Origin of the sequence: Eubacterium sp. MSJ-33 (genome assembly GCF_022174665.1) — a bacterium.
GTDB lineage: Bacteria > Bacillota > Clostridia > Lachnospirales > Lachnospiraceae > Coprococcus_C.
Map to the genome: position 1 here is coordinate 435945 of NZ_CP076562.1, position 16267 is coordinate 452211.

The window sequence follows — 16267 nt, forward strand, 5'->3', positions numbered from 1 at the left end:
TTTGGGGGTCACCTCAATGGCAGGTGTTTTTCTTTTGTTAAGGAGCAGAATGCTCCTTTTTTTGTACCCATTTAAGGGTTGGAAAAGAGGATACGATGTATCCTCTTTTTTGTTTGTACAGAGTTTCTCCGCGTGAGCGTACATATTTTAATAGAATGAAATTGAAATAAATATATTGCATGGTATAATTAAAATGAATGAAATTATATCGTGGGAGATAAGCAGAGGAGAACGAGAATGAGAAGAAAAATAATGAAAAGACTAACGTTGACATTGAGTACCGCAGCTCTTGTCCTGACGTTATGTGCATGTGGGAACAACGCAAAAAGCCCGGCACACACACAGACGGACGCATCTCTTATACAGATGGACGCGAGTGCGAGTGATGCAGCGGAGGTGGTTGTTAATACAAACAATGGCGAGGATGAAAATGAAACAACCGAATTGATGGCAGACGGTAAGACCACGACCGAGGCTGTGGCAGAATCCGGTACGCGGGAAGATGTAAAGCCGGGCAGTGGGAAAAAGGACGGTTCTTCAAAGAAAGACAATGCTTCTGGAAACAGCAGTTCATCTGCAAGTAACAGCCAGACCGGTTCTTCCCAAAAAGACGGTTCTTCAGGAAATAGTAACTCCTCTGTAAACAGCAACAGCCAGACGGCAGGCGGAAATACTTTCAAACCGGGAAACAGTACCTCTGGTGGAAATCAGACAGTTTCCGGAAACGGCAGTTCAACATCAGCCAACGGTTCTTCATCAAACGGAAGCGCACCGAAGCCATCCGCAACCACGGAGAGCAAGCCACAGACAACGGAATGTTCCCATGTATGGGAAAACATCGTGGTACACCACGATGAGGTATCCCACATTGAAACCGATATGGAAAACAAGTACGTTGGCTACCACGAATATTGTAACGGCTGCGGCATGGATCTGACTCTGACGTATGGGGGATCAAATTGCAGTGATGCAATTAACCACCTTACGTCGGAACGCAACGGCGCAGGCGCAAGCTACTCATCAAAACCGGTGTATGAAAAGGTTCCGGTAGAATATAAGATCATTGACCACATCGCATACGATGAAACCGTTGGGAAACGGTGTACGAAGTGCGGATATGAAGTGAAATATTAAAGATTAAGAGCTTATTCATATTGGATAAGCTCTTTTTTTACGCTTAGATGCCAGTACGAGAGAAGCTTTGAACCCCCTCTGGGCAAACAAAAAAATGCAGGTCTATAAAAACAGAAGGGGATTTTTTGTTTGTACAGAGTTTCTCCGCGTGAGCGTGCAAACTTTCAAAGAATGTAATTGAAATAAACATATTGCGTGGTATAATTGCCGTATATGAATTACACCGCGGGAGATACACAGAGGAGAACGAGAATGAGAAGAAAAATAATGAAAAGACTAACATTGACATTGAGTACCGCAGCTCTTGTCCTGACGTTATGTGCATGTGGGAACAACGCAAAAAGCCCGGCACACACACAGACGGACGCATCTCTTATACAGATGGACGCGAGTGCGAGTGATGCAGCGGAGGTAGTTGTTAATACAAACAATGGCGAGGATGAAAATGAAACAACCGAATTGATGGCAGACGGTAAGACCACGACCGAGGCTGTGGCAGAATCCGGTACGCGGGAAGATGTAAAGCCGGGCAGTGGGAAGAAGGACAGTTCTTCTACAAACAACGGTTCTTCAAAGAAAGACAATGCTTCTGGAAACAGCAGTTCATCTGCAAGTAACAGCCAGACAGGTTCTTCCAAAAAAGACAGTTCTTCCGGAAACACCAGCCAGTCGGCAACTTCCAAGCCGGGAAGCAGTACAACTTCCGGAAGCCAGACGCAGGGAAACAGCGGTAATGCAAACAGTAATACAAATCCGGGCAACAGTACATCTTCCGGAAATTCTGGAAACGGCAATTCAGTTTCAACCAGCGGTTCTTCATCAAACGGAAGCACACCGAAGCCACCGGCAACCACGGAGAGCAAGCCATCCGCAACCACGGAGAGCAAACCACAGACAACGGAATGTTCCCACGTATGGGAAGATATCGTAGTACATCACGATAAGGTACTTGCAACTGCATACTACACCGACCAGCAGATTGTTGCCTACCACGAATATTGTAACGGTTGCGGCATGGATCTGACTCTGACGTATGGGGGATCAAATTGCAGTGATGCAATTAACCACCTTACATCGGAACACGCAAGCTACTCATCAAAACCAGTGTATGAAGAAGTGCAGGTGCCATATGAGTATGTAAAGGAACCAGAATATGACGAAGTTGTAGGAAAAAAATGCCGGAAATGCGGAATGACCAAGTAAGAGGATACGATGTATCCGCTTACTTGGTTGTACAGAGTTTCTCCGCGTGTGCGTACATACCGGAAGTCTTTGTTGATAATATCGACAATATTCTTTCACTTAGTAGAAGGAATTTATGCTAATTCTATTAATATAATTATGATTCGGAAAATCTCTGGGAAGTTCAATAGAATAATCAACAGGCAGGTAGTCTTATAATGAGACTGTCGGCATTCTTTTATGCCTGCAAGTGCCATTTCACTAGGGGTGTTCAAAAGAACCCTCTTTGAACACCCCTAAGATAAATATGGTTAAATTGTATCACGTTCAGTGTTCCAACGAATGAAGAAGAGATTACTTATCTAACAGATGTATTTGGCAAAAGGAATATCGAATTTGTTTGTGAGATTCAACCGGAAGAAGAAATCGATGAAGACGAAGAGTTTTGAAAAGGAAAACATGCATAGGAAATTCAAGTTTATGGAGAGTTACCGTTATGATTAGAGAATTTCAAAGGGATGATATAAATAAAGTAGCGCATATATGGTTGGATACAAATATAAAGGCACATAATTTTATCCCCGCCGAATACTGGAAAGGCAATTTCAAATCAGTAAAAGAAGCACTGTCACTAGCAGAGGTTTATGTGTATAAGTGTGATACAGAAATACAAGGCTTTATAGGGTTAAATGATGAATATCTTTTTATAAGAGAGAAGGATTTGAGATTCAGCATAGTGGCTTAGATGAGGCTACCGGAGAAAAAGATTATGTAATGACATGGCAACAAAAATAGACGAAGCTTACTGATGGAAATATATAGTTAATAAAGAGAGGTGCATATGCTATGCCATGTATACTCGTGGTTGAAGATGATGAAAATTTAAATCGTGGAATTACATTTTCACTGAAAAAATCCGGATATGAGGTTTTTTCAGCAGAATCAGTGAAAAAAGCGAAAAGAATTGCAAGTGATAATAATGTGGATGTTACCATTTGTGATGTGAATCTTCCGGATGGGAATGGACTGGAATTTGTAAGGTGGATGAGATGCAATTATAATACATACATTATTTGTCTTACAGCACTAGATCAGGAGATGGATCAGGTCATGGGATATGAAGCAGGGGCAGATGATTATATTACAAAGCCGTTTAGTCTTTCGGTACTTCTTTTGAAAATAGAAGCACATTTCCGCCGCAGACAGGAGAAAACGGAAGCCGGAAAGATGATTTCGGGAGATATCGTATTTATCGCAGGAGAAATGAAAGTCCTGATAAAGAGTCGTGAAATCAGTCTGACAAAAACGGAGTTGAGAATGCTGACTTTTTTTCTTCAGAATCCGAAACAGATTCTTTCAAAAACACAAATATTGGAAAATGTGTTTGATCTGGAAGGGGATTTTGTGGATGAAAATACAATCGCTGTCAATATCAGAAGACTCCGTGAGAAAATCGAAGACAATCCGGCTGCACCGGTCTATATAAAGAATATCAGAGGTCTTGGGTATATATGGAATCAGGAGGTAAGGCAGTGACAAAGAGATATCGCAAGAAGATTACAGTAGTGCTCTCCTTGGTATTACCTGTCATAGTATTTTTTGCAATATTAAATTGTTTTACCACGTATGTGTTTTATGAAGATTATAAATATAAAATGAATCTTATGACAGAGATTGCTGCAAAGGAAGAATTTTCCGGGCTGGATGCTGTTTCGGAATTGCTTAAGGATAAGGATATTGAAACTAACGAACAGGGAAGGCGATTATTGGAGCAATATGGATACTGGGGAAATAAAGGGAATGCATGTTATTCGCAATTCCGGCATCAGGTTATGGTGACCGGTGCTGTAAGCACTGTGATATGCGTGCTTCTTTTGACTTTTTTACTTTATTGGAAGAAAAAAGAAGATGCGTGTCATCAGAAAATTTTAGACCAGTTGAAAGAAATTCTGATCAGATTCCGTGAAAATAAATTTGATGATTTACTGAAAACGGAAAATCATGCAGAACTGGAAAAATTGAATGACCAGCTTGAAGCAATCGGACATCATATTCAGTTGATAAAGGAAGAAGCAAGGGCAGAAAAGGAGAACACGAAAGAAATGGTTTCTGATATTTCTCACCAGTTAAAGACACCGGTTGCAGCTTTGGATACATGTTTTAGTGTGCTGATGCAGAATGACTTAAGTGCCACAGAACAGGAGGAGTTTCGTATCCGTTGTCGGAGTGCTCTGGATGGACTGGAGACATTATTGCAGTCGCTTCTTGAAATATCCAAGATGGAAACTGGACTGATTCAGATTAATAAGAAAAAACTTCCGCTTATGGATACTGTCATATCTGCTGTGAACCGCACTTATCCTAAAGCGGATGAGAAAGAAATTGAATTCGTTTTTGACTATGAAAAAGAGCTGGAAACATGCACGATTATGCAAGATAAAAGGTGGCTTGGTGAAGCTTTTATCAACGTTCTGGATAATGCGGTCAAGTACAGTCCGTGTGGTTCAAAAATATTTATCCGGTTACAAAAAAGAAACCATCTTGTAAGAATGGAAATTGAGGATCAGGGAATTGGTATTCCGCAGAATGAGTATCACAAAATTTTTCAACGATTTTACAGAGGAAGTTCCAAGGAGGTCATGGAAAAGAGTGGTACAGGAATCGGACTTTTTCTATCGAGAGAAATTATCGAAAAACACGCAGGTACGATTACGGTAACCTCTGGCAAAAAGAAAAAAGGAAGCACGTTTGTGATTCAATTACCATATGTTGGTTAAATTTTAAGTGAGCAGAAATCTTACAATTCTGTAAGATTTCTGCTCGTTTTTTGAAAGTGAAATGAAAGATTGTCCTGATACAATTTGGATGTAGGTTGAAAAATGACCAAATATATAAACAGGCAAAGAAAGCGTGCTGAAAAGGTACGCTTTACAGAATTGAAAAGGAGGCAACACATGAGTGTGATATTAGAAACCAAGCAGCTTTGTAAGTTTTATGGCGCAGGTGAGAATCAGGTCAAAGCGGTCAATCAGGTGGACATTCAGATTGAGCAGGGAGAATTTGTCGCAATTGTCGGAAAGTCAGGTTCCGGTAAAAGTACATTACTTCATATGCTTGGAGGGCTAGACACCCCGACAAAAGGCAGTGTTACTTTAGCAGGGAAAGATTTATACAGGATGAAGGAAGATGCCCTTGCTGTTTTCCGCAGAAGAAAAATCGGATTTGTTTTTCAGGCATTTAATCTGGTTTCATCTGTTAATGTCTGGGAAAATATTGTACTGCCACTTGGGCTGGATGGAAGAAAAGTGGATGAAGCGTATGTAAATGATATTATTGCAACTCTGGGGATTGAAAACCGGATTTATAATCTGCCAAATCAGTTATCCGGAGGACAGCAGCAGAGAGTAGCAATTGCAAGAGCACTGGTGAATCGTCCGGAAATTATATTTGCAGATGAGCCGACAGGCAATCTTGATTCTAAGACAAGTGATGAGGTAATCGCTCTGCTTAAGATGACAGCAAAAAAATATGGACAGACAATTGTAATGATTACCCATGATGACGAAATTGCACAGGTCGCTGACCGTATTCTGGTGATTGAGGACGGACAGGTGGTGGATTTCAGATGAAGACAATAAGCAGGATTGCATATAGCAATGACAAAAAGAACAAGACAAGAAGTATACTGATTATGATGTCCATATGTCTGACTACGATGCTGCTTGTGATTATCAGTACTGTGGGAAATGGAATGATCCGCTTACAGAAAAGTCAGGCGGCAGGCTCATATGGAAGCAACTATGGTTTGTTTGTCGCAGCAGACGGATCGCAGTTAAAAGAAGTAAACCGCCGTGCGGAAATAGATGCTACAGGCACTATGTGCACCGAAGGTATCATAAAAGGCAACGAAAACGGTGGTTTTGTCTGCATGGATGAGACTGCAAGAAAAATGCTTCCCTATAATAAGGAATATGAGTTAAAGGAAGGAACGTATCCGGTGGGAACGCAGGAAATTGCGGCAGGAAGAGCATTTTTCCGTGCAATGGGATATGCTGATGTAAAGGTCGGAGATACGGTTACACTGGATTACCGCGCAGGGATGCGGTCAGAATATAAGCCGGAAGAATTTGTTGTTAGTGGAATCCTATATGATCGGGATGAGTATACCATCGAGGCATCTTATGTTGCTTTCGGGTCACAGGAGTTTTATGATGAGCACGTCGCAGAGAATGACAGGCAGTATAATATTTATTTTACTTTAAATGATTCTGCAAATGTATCTATGAATAATATTGATTCGGTTATAAAGCAGATTGCAACAGCTTGTGGGATCGAAGAAAAAAACGTTATAGTCAATGATCTCTATTTGCAATGGGTCTTGCAGCCGAGTTATGAAACGATTGCGGTATGTGGAATGCTGATTCTTGCAATTGTACTTTTCTCTGTTGTGGTCATTTATAATATTTTTCAGGTCGGTATTGCCAACAAGATACAGGAGTATGGAAAAATCAAGGCTCTGGGAGCGACAAAAAAGCAGATGAAACAACTGATCTTCAGAGAGGGCATTTTTTTGACAATTTCTTCAATACCGGTTGGATTGCTTTTTGGCTTTCTGATTGCAAAATGCGGTTTTAACTGGCTGGTAGAACAGGGAAACCTTGTATCAACCGAAACTGGCTCTATGGAAGTCCAAAATCAGCAGGTGCCACTGTTTTCCCTGCCTGTTATGCTTCTATGTATTTTCGTATCATTTCTTACCGTTGCTTTGGCTCTGCGCAAACCCATGAAAATTGTTTCCCGGATTTCACCCATCGAAGCGACACGGTATCTTGACGGCTCCAAAACGCAAAAACAGGGCAGACGAAAAGGCAGAAAAGATGTCACCGTTTTCTCCATGGCAATGGCAAATGTGACAGGCAATCCGAAAAGAACCATTGATACCATTCTTACGATGGGGCTTTCCTGTGTATTGTTTGTAATTATCTCTAATTATGTTGGGAATATTGACACGGAGCATGAAGCACGTCTTTCCGTTAATCATGGACAATTTGAACTGCAGCTTGACTATTCTGCTGAGTATGATGAAAGATATCCGGAGAATAATCTGGATACGATTCTGACGGATGATCCATTGAATGATTCGCTGATTGAAGAAATCAAAAGCATTCCGGGAGTAACAGATGTCATGACGAGAGAGATTGTCTCTGTAAATCTGAACGGAACAAGATTTCCGGCTACTATTGTGAGTAAAAAGGATTTTGATTTTATGTGTCAAGAAGGGGATATTGGCTCTATGGACTATGATCATGCAGTAAAGAATGGTGATATTTTCTTTGGTTGGTCGACGTGGATGGAACAAGATGGATATGCTCCGGGTGAATCCATTGCATTTGACTTTGAGAATGGAAGTGGAACCTATACCTATCAGGGAAAGATTGCAGGATCCTTTGTAAGTGCGGACACTTATCTTGTCATTCCGGAAGGCGTATACCGTTCCATGAATCCGAGAGGAACAGCCTATGGCTATCTGTGGGTGGACTGTGATAAAAAAGATGTGGCATCTGTGGAGCAAAATCTGAATACATTGATTTCTAATACTTCGCATATAAAAATGGATACTTATCATGCGCAGTTACAATCTGCCGAATTTGCGAGCAGCATGATGAAGCTTGGCTGTTATCTGTTTATGGCTATTGTAGGACTCATCGGGTTTATGAATATGGCGAATACCATGATCATGAATATTACGACAAAAAAGCAGGAATATGGTATATTACAGGCTGTGGGTATGACAAATAAACAATTAAATTTATGCCTGCAGTTACAGGGACTGATTTTTTCGGTTGGCACCATATGTGTAGCTTTGATTATTGGTCTGCCGCTCGGCTATGCACTTTTTTCCTATGCAAAACATATGGGAATATTTGGAATAAATATCTATCATGTTCCAATCGTACCAATTTTTATTATGATTTTTTTGGTTGGTCTGTTGCAGATTGTACTTTCCTGCGTTTTAAGCAGTAATCTGAAAAAGGAAACGCTGGTTGAAAGAATAAGGTATCAGGGATAGCAAGTAACCAAGCTGTCACTCGGGCAATGAGTGACAGCTTGGTTTTTTTCTGCTTTCCAGCAGTCAATGTGTCGCATGTAGACAGCAATTGTATAAAGATCAATCATCAGTTACAAAATCAGAAGCATTTCAATTAGTTCACCATGTCACTTTTATTTTGTGTTATACTGTTTTATATAATTTTTTTGGCCTCCGTTGCCGTCTCGGTTGGCACAGAAACAAATGGAAGAATTATTTGATGAATGAGTATGATACAGAAATACAAGTCGTTATAGGGTTAAACGATGAATATCCTTTATAAGAGAGAAGAATTTGAGATTCAGCATAGTGGCTTAGATGAAGCTGCCAGAGAAAAAGATTATGTAATGACATGGCAACACAAATAGAAATTCTAGTTTGAAGGAGGATAATATATGAAGTATCTATATTTGCATGGACTAGGTCAAAATCCAGACAGTTGGAATAGGGCAATAAAAGAAACGAAAGTATCGGGAAGTAGTGTCAGGCTGAGTTTATCAGAGATGTTAGAAGGGAAATCTGCTACATATAAGGAGTTATATTCAGCATTCTCAGGAGAATGCGACAAGGAGAACGATGGACTTGTCTTATGTGGGCTTTCTCTGGGAGCTGTTTTGGCACTTAATTATGCGATTGACCACCCAGATAAAGTAAAGGCGCTCGTATTAATTGCAGCACAATATAAAATGCCAAAAAAATTATTGAAAGTTCAGAATATGTTGTTTCATCTTATGCCGAATTCGGCATTCAATAAAATGGGGTTTAAAAAAGCAGATGTTATCAGCCTATGCGGCACGATGGCTGAATTAGATTTCAGTGACTCGCTGCATAAAGTGTCTTGTCCTGTATTGATCGTTTGTGGAGAGAAGGACAAGGCAAACAAAAAAACTTCAAAAGAACTTTGCCATTATTTGAACAATTCTTACTTCCATGAACTTATGAAAACAGGTCATGAAGCAAATATAGAAGCTCCGGAAGAGTTGGCAATCGTGTTGCAGAGGTTTTATGCTGGTATAAGATAAATTCTTATTTTCATAGCGATGGAGGGGATAATTTGAAAAAAATATTTAAAGCAATAAGGGATAAAGATTTTGATTTGGTAAGAACTTTAATTGAAAACAAAGAAGAACTGGTTAACTGCGTGGCGAAGCAGCCACCTAAAAAAGATGATGGACAATCACCTTTGCAGGTTGCACTAAAAACAGGTGCATTAGATATAGCGGAATATTTGATTGATTGTGGAGCCGATTTGAATTATATGGAAGATGAGTCTTGTTGTAATGAGTGGAGAACTCCGGTGATACACGATGCAATTAATGCAGCTGTAATGAAATGCAGATGGAATACAAACGACAAAATCAGAGGATTTATAGAATATTCAACTGAGAAAGAGGCTAGGAAAGCATATGAAATTTTGGAGAAAATGCTGAAGCTGGGCGCAGATGTTAATAAGCTAGATTCCTACGGAAACTCGGGAATTTGGAGATTTTGTTTGCAAGCAAATCAAATATTACCAACTTTTAATTATTCTACGAATTCTGAAAGTGATGATAGAATTTTTACAAAAGAGTTAGAAAATGATTTGTTGAATGTCCTTAACCTTTTGTGTAAATATGGGGCAGATATAAGCTATGTATCACCCAATACAAAGCGTACTGTTAGAGATTTTTATTTAGGCGGTTCGTTGTCAAAATTACTAAGTCAAATTTAATTGAAAATTCTTATTTTCAGTGCGAAGGAGAATATATATTGAGAGTTATATCTAAAGATGAAGAAAAAATCTTATGGGATAAATTAAATAATGAATTTAAGTTCAAGCCGGGAACAGACATCATTGGTGAATGGATTATAATACCAGGCGATACAAAAAAATATCATAAAGCAATTCCTTGGAATGAAGAACAAGAGAACATAATTAATTCTATTTTGAAGGAACTGGGACTAGAAAAAATGTATGCCCTAGATTGGAATCATGATTGTTTTGAATTTTCACCTATGGAAGATATTTCAATGAATTATAACTACTATGATTCTGATAGACAATGTCAAGTGTATTTTCCGACATATTATCCAGATGGAGACTATTATTTTTTCTTTGATGGCACATGGAATTATGGAATCTTCGGTCATCCTTGGCGAAATGAAATTATAATAATGGGAAAAGAACTGATTAAAAGGTTTGAAAAGAACAAGGAAAAGCTAGGACTTGAACTATATTAGGAGCTTGCGTGCACATTGGAGGTTGAAGAGTCAGACATTTTAAAATACGAGGAGAAAATATAGATGAATGAAGAAAAAGTAAAAAAATATTCAAAGGATGGAATGATTTGTTGTGGGATTATTACAATTATAAGCATTGTAGGATTTATTTTCATAACAATATTTGATCGCAACATTTCAGATATTGCTGTGTTTGGTGGACTCTTTGTATTATTAATTATTACATGTGTATTTGGATTCGTGAAATTTTATAAACAATTTAATAATCCGAATAATAAAAAAGTTAATAACAATGCAAAAACTTATAGAGGTTATTTGTACAATTCAGAATGGAATTGGGATATTGCAGAGGCAAATTATCGCATACAGTATAATAAAAAAGATACAGATATAAATGAAAAAGATGAGGAGATAATATGGAAATATTGTTGCACTGAAATTGCTTTTTATCTTGCTTGGCTTGTAGAAAATGAATTTTTAACTTTAGATCCAGTCATAAATGAAACCATAGAAAAGGTTAAAAAAAGACAAACAATGCCAGATGATTTATTTGAATGTATTGATTTGAAACTATCAGAAGAGGATGTTAGTGATAAAATATTGCCATTTATAGACTACTGTTTAAATGATGGATTTGAAAGTATTGATAATTTTTATAATAAAGTGTCGCAAAAATATGCAAATGTTTTTGCAGACAAGTATGGTGTAAGAGATAGTAGAAGATGTGGATTTACATTTAAATGGGATGATTATGACGAATTTAAGAAAATTTTAGATAAAGAATATAAAGATTATTTAAGTGTATAACCAGTATTATGAGCAAATTGTAATTCGGAAACTTGAAAAATTGAAGTTTTTAGGGCTAAAGCCAATATAAATAATACTAGACAGATTTGTCCAATAGCGTAAATACGGCATTTTCTCGCTTTGTGTCGTGTTATGTTTAGTAGAATAATATTACTCTGTCGATGAAAGGAGGAAACAGTATGGATCAGAAAAAAATCGGAAGTTTCTTAAAAGAACTTAGGAAAGAAAAGGATATTACACAGGAACAGCTTGCCGAAAAGATAAATGTTTCAGGTCGAACGGTTTCTAGATGGGAAACAGGTTCTAATATGCCTGATATTAGTTTGTTGGCTGAATTGGCTGAATTTTATGATGTTAGTATACCTGAAATCATTGATGGAGAAAGGAAAAGCGAGAATATGAATGAAGAAGTAAAAGAAACAGTATTGAAATTATCTGATTATACAGAGACAATTAATCAAAAAATTAAAGGAAGGTTATTTGTACTTACGGTTATTGCAATAATAGGAATGGTTGCATTTGTTATTATTGAAGTAATGGGATTAGACACACCAGGAAGTATCTACGAAAGAGTTGCAAGTGCGGGACTTGGATTAGATTTTGGTGTATTAATTGTATTAGCCATGTATCTTTCTGGATTTTTAGGAAAGATTAAGGCAAGACGAGAAATGAAACGAAAGTACAACTGTAAATAAAAAATCTGATAGACCGTAAAATTCAAGTTTGCTGTACTGACGAGATATAGAAAACTACATAAGAATGATCAACAGGCAGGCGGTCTTATAGCGAGACTTCCTGCTTTTATATTGTATAAATATGATTTCTTTTGCTGTAGCAAATATTAGTAATCATCAAAAATCCCCCCAATAACAAGTAGAGGTATAGCAAGGAATTGGGTGAAAATGACAAATAAGAAAAAATCACCCAACAAAATGGAAGAAAGTACAAAAAATGATGGGGAAATTATCGAAATATGCAAAAAATCCCCAATGACAGACAAATATGTAAGGAATGATTTGGGGGAATATTTGAATTATTCGAAAATTCCCCAATATTGGAAACTGTGAAAATCCTGTGGCAAGATAAAGCTGTTAATAAGAAAGAATTCCCAGAAGAATGTGCTAGAGAACGTGAAATAATGGGGCAGGATTTCATAAAGTGGATAGAAGAAGTGTGGTGAAAATGGGGCAGAAGATGGAACAAAAAATGGGACAGAAAAGAATTTAACCTTGCACCTCCAACGAAAATAGTGTATAGTTTGCTTGTTTTGAATACTAGAAAAGTATTGGAGGAATGGGAAATGGCAAAAAATCTGGTAATTGTCGAGTCACCGGCAAAGGCAAAGACAATTAAAAAATTCCTGGGTGCATCCTATGATGTTATCGCATCGAACGGACATGTACGGGATATGCCGAAAAGCCAGATGGGTATTGATATTGAACATGATTACGAACCGCATTACATCACAATTCGGGGGAAAGGTGAATTATTGGCGCAGCTTCGTAAGGCAGTCAAAAAAGCAGATAAGATCTATCTCGCGACTGACCCTGACCGTGAAGGAGAAGCAATCTCGTATCATCTGATTGCAGCCCTGAAACTGGAAGGCAAAAATTATAAGAGAATCACATTTAATGAGATTACCAAAAATGCAGTCAAATCTTCTATAAAAAATGCCAGGGAAATTGACATGGATCTGGTAGATGCACAGCAGGCATGACGTGTGCTTGACCGTCTGGTTGGCTATTCCATCAGCCCGCTTTTGTGGGAGAAGATCAAGAGAGGCTTGAGTGCCGGGCGTGTGCAGTCAGCCGCTTTGAAACTGATCTGTGACCGGGAAGATGAGATCAATGCATTTATTCCGGAAGAATACTGGAGCTTAGATGCGTATCTGTCAGCGAATCCGGCGTTAAAACCGGTGTGCTTTCACTACGCGAAGGATAAAGTCAAAAAAGAAGAACTTGATCAGGTAAAGAAAGAAATCGACGGAAAGCCATTTACGGTTTCGGAGATAAAGGTAAGCGAGAAGACGAAGAAACAGCCGCTTCCGTTTACAACAAGTACGTTGCAGCAGGAAGCTGGAAAGAAGCTGAATTTCGCAACAAATAAGACGATGCGTATCGCACAGCAGTTGTATGAAGGTGTGGAGATCAAGGGCATGGGCTCGATCGGTCTGATTACATACCTGCGTACAGATTCGACACGAATCTCTGAGGAAGCGGACAAAAATGCGAAGGAATACATCAAGCAGCAGTTTGGTGAGAACTATGTCGGTGAGGCGAAGGATGTAAAGACCGGCAAGAAAATCCAGGATGCGCATGAGGCGATCCGACCAACGAATGTCGAACTGTCTCCTGTAAAATTAAAGGAGCAGCTTCCACGTGACCAGTTTCGCCTGTATCAGCTTATCTATAATCGGTTTCTGGCAAGCCGTATGGCACCGGCAGTCTACGAGAACAAGACCGTCTATGCCACGGCAGAAGGACATAAGTTTAAGGCTTCCACATCAAAGGTTGTGTTCGATGGATTTATGTCGGTTTATTCCTTAGATGAAGAGAAGGAAGAAAAGACAAGACTGACCGGACTGGAGAAAGGTACAACACTTACCTGTGCAGAACTTGAGGAAAAGCAGCATTTCACACAGCCGCCTGCACATTATACAGAGGCACTTCTTGTAAAGACGATGGAAGAGCTTGGAATCGGGCGTCCATCTACGTATGCATCGACAATCACAACGATTCTGAACCGGCGTTATGTAATCCGGGAGAACAAGAATCTGTATGTGACAGAGCTTGGTGCTGCAGTCAATAAGATGATGTCGGATGCATTTCCGGAGATTGTTGATACGGAGTTTACAGCGAATATCGAGTCGCTTCTGGACAGCATTGAGGAAGGAAAATTAGAGTGGAAGGTTGTTATCCGGAATTTCTATCCGGATCTTGCAGAGTCTGTGGAGAAGGCAAAAGAATCTCTGGAATCTGTGAAGATTGCCGATGAGGTATCCGATGTGCCGTGTGACCAGTGCGGACGTATGATGGTCATCAAATACGGTCCACATGGAAAGTTCCTTGCCTGCCCGGGATTCCCGGAGTGCCGGAACACGAAGACTTATTACGAAAAAATCGGCGTTGCCTGTCCGAAATGTGGCAAGGACATCATTCTCCGAAAGACGAAAAAAGGAAGACTCTACTACGGATGTATCGGTTATCCGGACTGTGATTTCATGTCATGGTCGAAGCCATCGGACAAGAAATGTCCGAAATGCGGTGGCTACATGGTGGAGAAGGGCAATAAGCTTCTGTGTGCCTCCGAGACATGCGGATACACCTGTGAGCGCGAAAAAAATGAAAACGAGTAAATATTTAGTGGTAGGAAAAGATTTTTGTTGAAGCATACCACAAAATATGGTAGGATAGTTACTGTATGGAAATCTGTACAGTAACTATTTTTGTATGGATTCAATATGGATGTTTAAGATGGCAATATTTTATATCAATACATACCCGTTGTGATATGTGTTGGATGGTTTGAATATGGATAAAGGAGGAAGTCGATGATCACATCCGGTATTTATAATTATGTGAATATTTTGGACAAAGCAGCAGATGCAGCAAATCTGCGAAATGAGCTTCTGACAAACAATATTGCGAATGTAAGCACGCCGAATTATAAGCGTAAGGATTTGGATTTTGAATCTGTTTTACAGGCGGAGCTTGGAGGAGAAAAAGACCTTAGTACTGCGGTGAAGAATGCAAACAAAAGTCTTGAGACATTGGATGCGCAGGTGTATACGGATAATGCATCCCTTTCTTACCGGTTAGATGGTAATAATGTTGATATCAATACCGAAGAGGCGCGGTTGGCTGAGAATCAGATTAAGTATCAGGCGCTGGTTGATCTGATGAATCAGGAGTTTGCCAGATACAATACCGTGTTAAGCTCCGGTAATTAATTTAATGTGAGATGGATAACAGGATGATAATTTCTTGTGACAGAGAATAGGGAGGTAACAGCGATGGGTGTATTTTCAGCGATGAACGTATCGGCAACCGGTATGACGGCACAGCAGATGCGAATGGATGTAATTGCACAGAACATTGCCAATGCGAATACCACACGTACCGAAAACGGTGGTGCGTATCGCAGAAAGACGGTTGTGTTTGAAGAACGGGATACAACATCTTTTGACCACATGTTAAATGGTTATATGGCAAACTATGAACCAAATGGCGTGAAGGTCACAAAGATTGTGGAAGATCCGTCCGATCTGCGTCTCGTATATGAACCGGATAACCCGGATGCAAATGCAGATGGTTATGTGGAGTATCCGAATGTAGATACCGTAACTGAGATGACAAACCTGATTGATTCGAGCCGTTCTTATGAGGCAAGTGCGACAGCATTTAATGCAGCGAAGACTATCGCTTCAAAAGGATTGGAATTATTTAACAGCTAACAGTAGCGGGAGATAGATAAATGGCAGTTACACCAGTGAATCTGTTCAGTGATGAATGGACAACCTTAAACAGTATTCAGTCTGCGAATTCCGCAAGCTCTGCGGAACGTGCAGATAAGAAGACGTCTGGCTCACAAGGTACGGCGTTTGATACATTTTTAAATGCGGCAGTGGATATGTACAAGGAAGCGGATTCCCTGCAGAAGTCTGCAGAGTCTGCGGAGATGAGCTATGCACTTGGGTATTCGGACAATATCCATGATGTTGCAGCGGCTGCACGGAAGGCAAGTATTTCTTTGCAGTATACAGTGAAGGTTACAAATGCGGTTGTGTCCGCATACAAAGAATTGATGAATATGCAGCTGTAATCAGATGCATATAGA

Annotated in this window: 17 protein-coding genes and 1 pseudogene; all 18 read left to right on the forward strand. The window is 39.5% G+C overall.

Annotation, left to right across the window (positions count from 1 at the left end):
• Window positions 1–237 precede the first annotated feature (237 nt).
• The 18 genes and pseudogenes from KP625_RS01950 (at window position 238) to fliE (ending at window position 16252) form a co-directional block, all read left to right on the forward strand.
• Window positions 238–1134, forward strand: a complete 897-nt coding sequence (locus KP625_RS01950; protein WP_238299015.1) for a hypothetical protein — start codon at window positions 238–240, stop codon at window positions 1132–1134.
• A 252-nt stretch (window positions 1135–1386) separates the two neighbouring features.
• Complete coding sequence (locus KP625_RS01955) at window positions 1387–2337, forward strand: hypothetical protein (RefSeq protein ID WP_238299016.1); 951 nt, start codon at window positions 1387–1389, stop codon at window positions 2335–2337.
• 354 nt (window positions 2338–2691) lie between these two features.
• The gene (locus KP625_RS13550) at window positions 2692–2820 is read left to right on the forward strand and encodes a hypothetical protein (protein WP_255731639.1); all 129 of its coding nucleotides are present in this window, start codon (window positions 2692–2694) and stop codon (window positions 2818–2820) included.
• Window positions 2813–3061 (forward strand): GNAT family acetyltransferase, encoded by a 249-nt coding sequence (locus KP625_RS01960; RefSeq protein WP_370641389.1) that lies wholly within the window; start codon window positions 2813–2815, stop codon window positions 3059–3061. Before KP625_RS13550 ends, KP625_RS01960 begins: the two co-directional genes overlap by 8 nt.
• Window positions 3062–3162: 101 nt before the next feature.
• Window positions 3163–3852, forward strand: a complete 690-nt coding sequence (locus KP625_RS01965; RefSeq protein WP_238299018.1) for a response regulator transcription factor — start codon at window positions 3163–3165, stop codon at window positions 3850–3852.
• The gene (locus KP625_RS01970; protein ID WP_238299020.1) at window positions 3828–5093 is read left to right on the forward strand and encodes a sensor histidine kinase; all 1266 of its coding nucleotides are present in this window, start codon (window positions 3828–3830) and stop codon (window positions 5091–5093) included. Before KP625_RS01965 ends, KP625_RS01970 begins: the two co-directional genes overlap by 25 nt.
• Before the next feature lie 177 nt (window positions 5094–5270).
• A complete protein-coding gene (locus KP625_RS01975; RefSeq protein WP_006426335.1) occupies window positions 5271–5945 on the forward strand; it encodes an ABC transporter ATP-binding protein in 675 nt (224 codons plus the stop codon).
• Window positions 5942–8386, forward strand: coding sequence for an ABC transporter permease (locus KP625_RS01980; protein ID WP_238299021.1), 2445 nt, complete (start codon window positions 5942–5944; stop codon window positions 8384–8386). The genes KP625_RS01975 and KP625_RS01980 overlap by 4 nt, the downstream gene beginning before the upstream one ends.
• A 413-nt stretch (window positions 8387–8799) precedes the next feature.
• A complete protein-coding gene (locus KP625_RS01985) occupies window positions 8800–9426 on the forward strand; it encodes an alpha/beta fold hydrolase (protein ID WP_238299022.1) in 627 nt (208 codons plus the stop codon).
• A 32-nt stretch (window positions 9427–9458) separates the two neighbouring features.
• Window positions 9459–10115 carry an ankyrin repeat domain-containing protein gene (locus KP625_RS01990; protein ID WP_238299023.1) on the forward strand — a complete coding sequence of 219 codons (657 nt, stop codon included), beginning with the start codon at window positions 9459–9461 and terminating at the stop codon, window positions 10113–10115.
• Between the two features lie 38 nt (window positions 10116–10153).
• The gene (locus tag KP625_RS01995) at window positions 10154–10624 is read left to right on the forward strand and encodes a DUF2716 domain-containing protein (protein WP_021985352.1); all 471 of its coding nucleotides are present in this window, start codon (window positions 10154–10156) and stop codon (window positions 10622–10624) included.
• 63 nt (window positions 10625–10687) lie between these two features.
• Window positions 10688–11431, forward strand: a complete 744-nt coding sequence (locus KP625_RS02000) for a DUF7832 domain-containing protein (RefSeq protein ID WP_238299024.1) — start codon at window positions 10688–10690, stop codon at window positions 11429–11431.
• 179 nt (window positions 11432–11610) lie between these two features.
• On the forward strand, window positions 11611–12126 hold the full coding sequence (locus KP625_RS02005) for a helix-turn-helix domain-containing protein (RefSeq protein WP_238299025.1): 516 nt from the start codon (window positions 11611–11613) through the stop codon (window positions 12124–12126).
• A gap of 207 nt (window positions 12127–12333) precedes the next feature.
• Window positions 12334–12498, forward strand: a complete 165-nt coding sequence (locus tag KP625_RS02010) for a hypothetical protein (RefSeq protein WP_238299026.1) — start codon at window positions 12334–12336, stop codon at window positions 12496–12498.
• A gap of 233 nt (window positions 12499–12731) precedes the next feature.
• A pseudogene (topA, locus tag KP625_RS02015) lies at window positions 12732–14786 on the forward strand (type I DNA topoisomerase).
• A 195-nt stretch (window positions 14787–14981) separates the two neighbouring features.
• On the forward strand, window positions 14982–15380 hold the full coding sequence (gene flgB, locus KP625_RS02020) for a flagellar basal body rod protein FlgB (RefSeq protein WP_177970133.1): 399 nt from the start codon (window positions 14982–14984) through the stop codon (window positions 15378–15380).
• Window positions 15381–15443: 63 nt separating this feature from the next.
• The gene (flgC, locus tag KP625_RS02025; RefSeq protein ID WP_238299889.1) at window positions 15444–15884 is read left to right on the forward strand and encodes a flagellar basal body rod protein FlgC; all 441 of its coding nucleotides are present in this window, start codon (window positions 15444–15446) and stop codon (window positions 15882–15884) included.
• Between the two features lie 20 nt (window positions 15885–15904).
• The gene (gene fliE / locus KP625_RS02030; protein WP_177970132.1) at window positions 15905–16252 is read left to right on the forward strand and encodes a flagellar hook-basal body complex protein FliE; all 348 of its coding nucleotides are present in this window, start codon (window positions 15905–15907) and stop codon (window positions 16250–16252) included.
• Window positions 16253–16267: the final 15 nt, after the last annotated feature.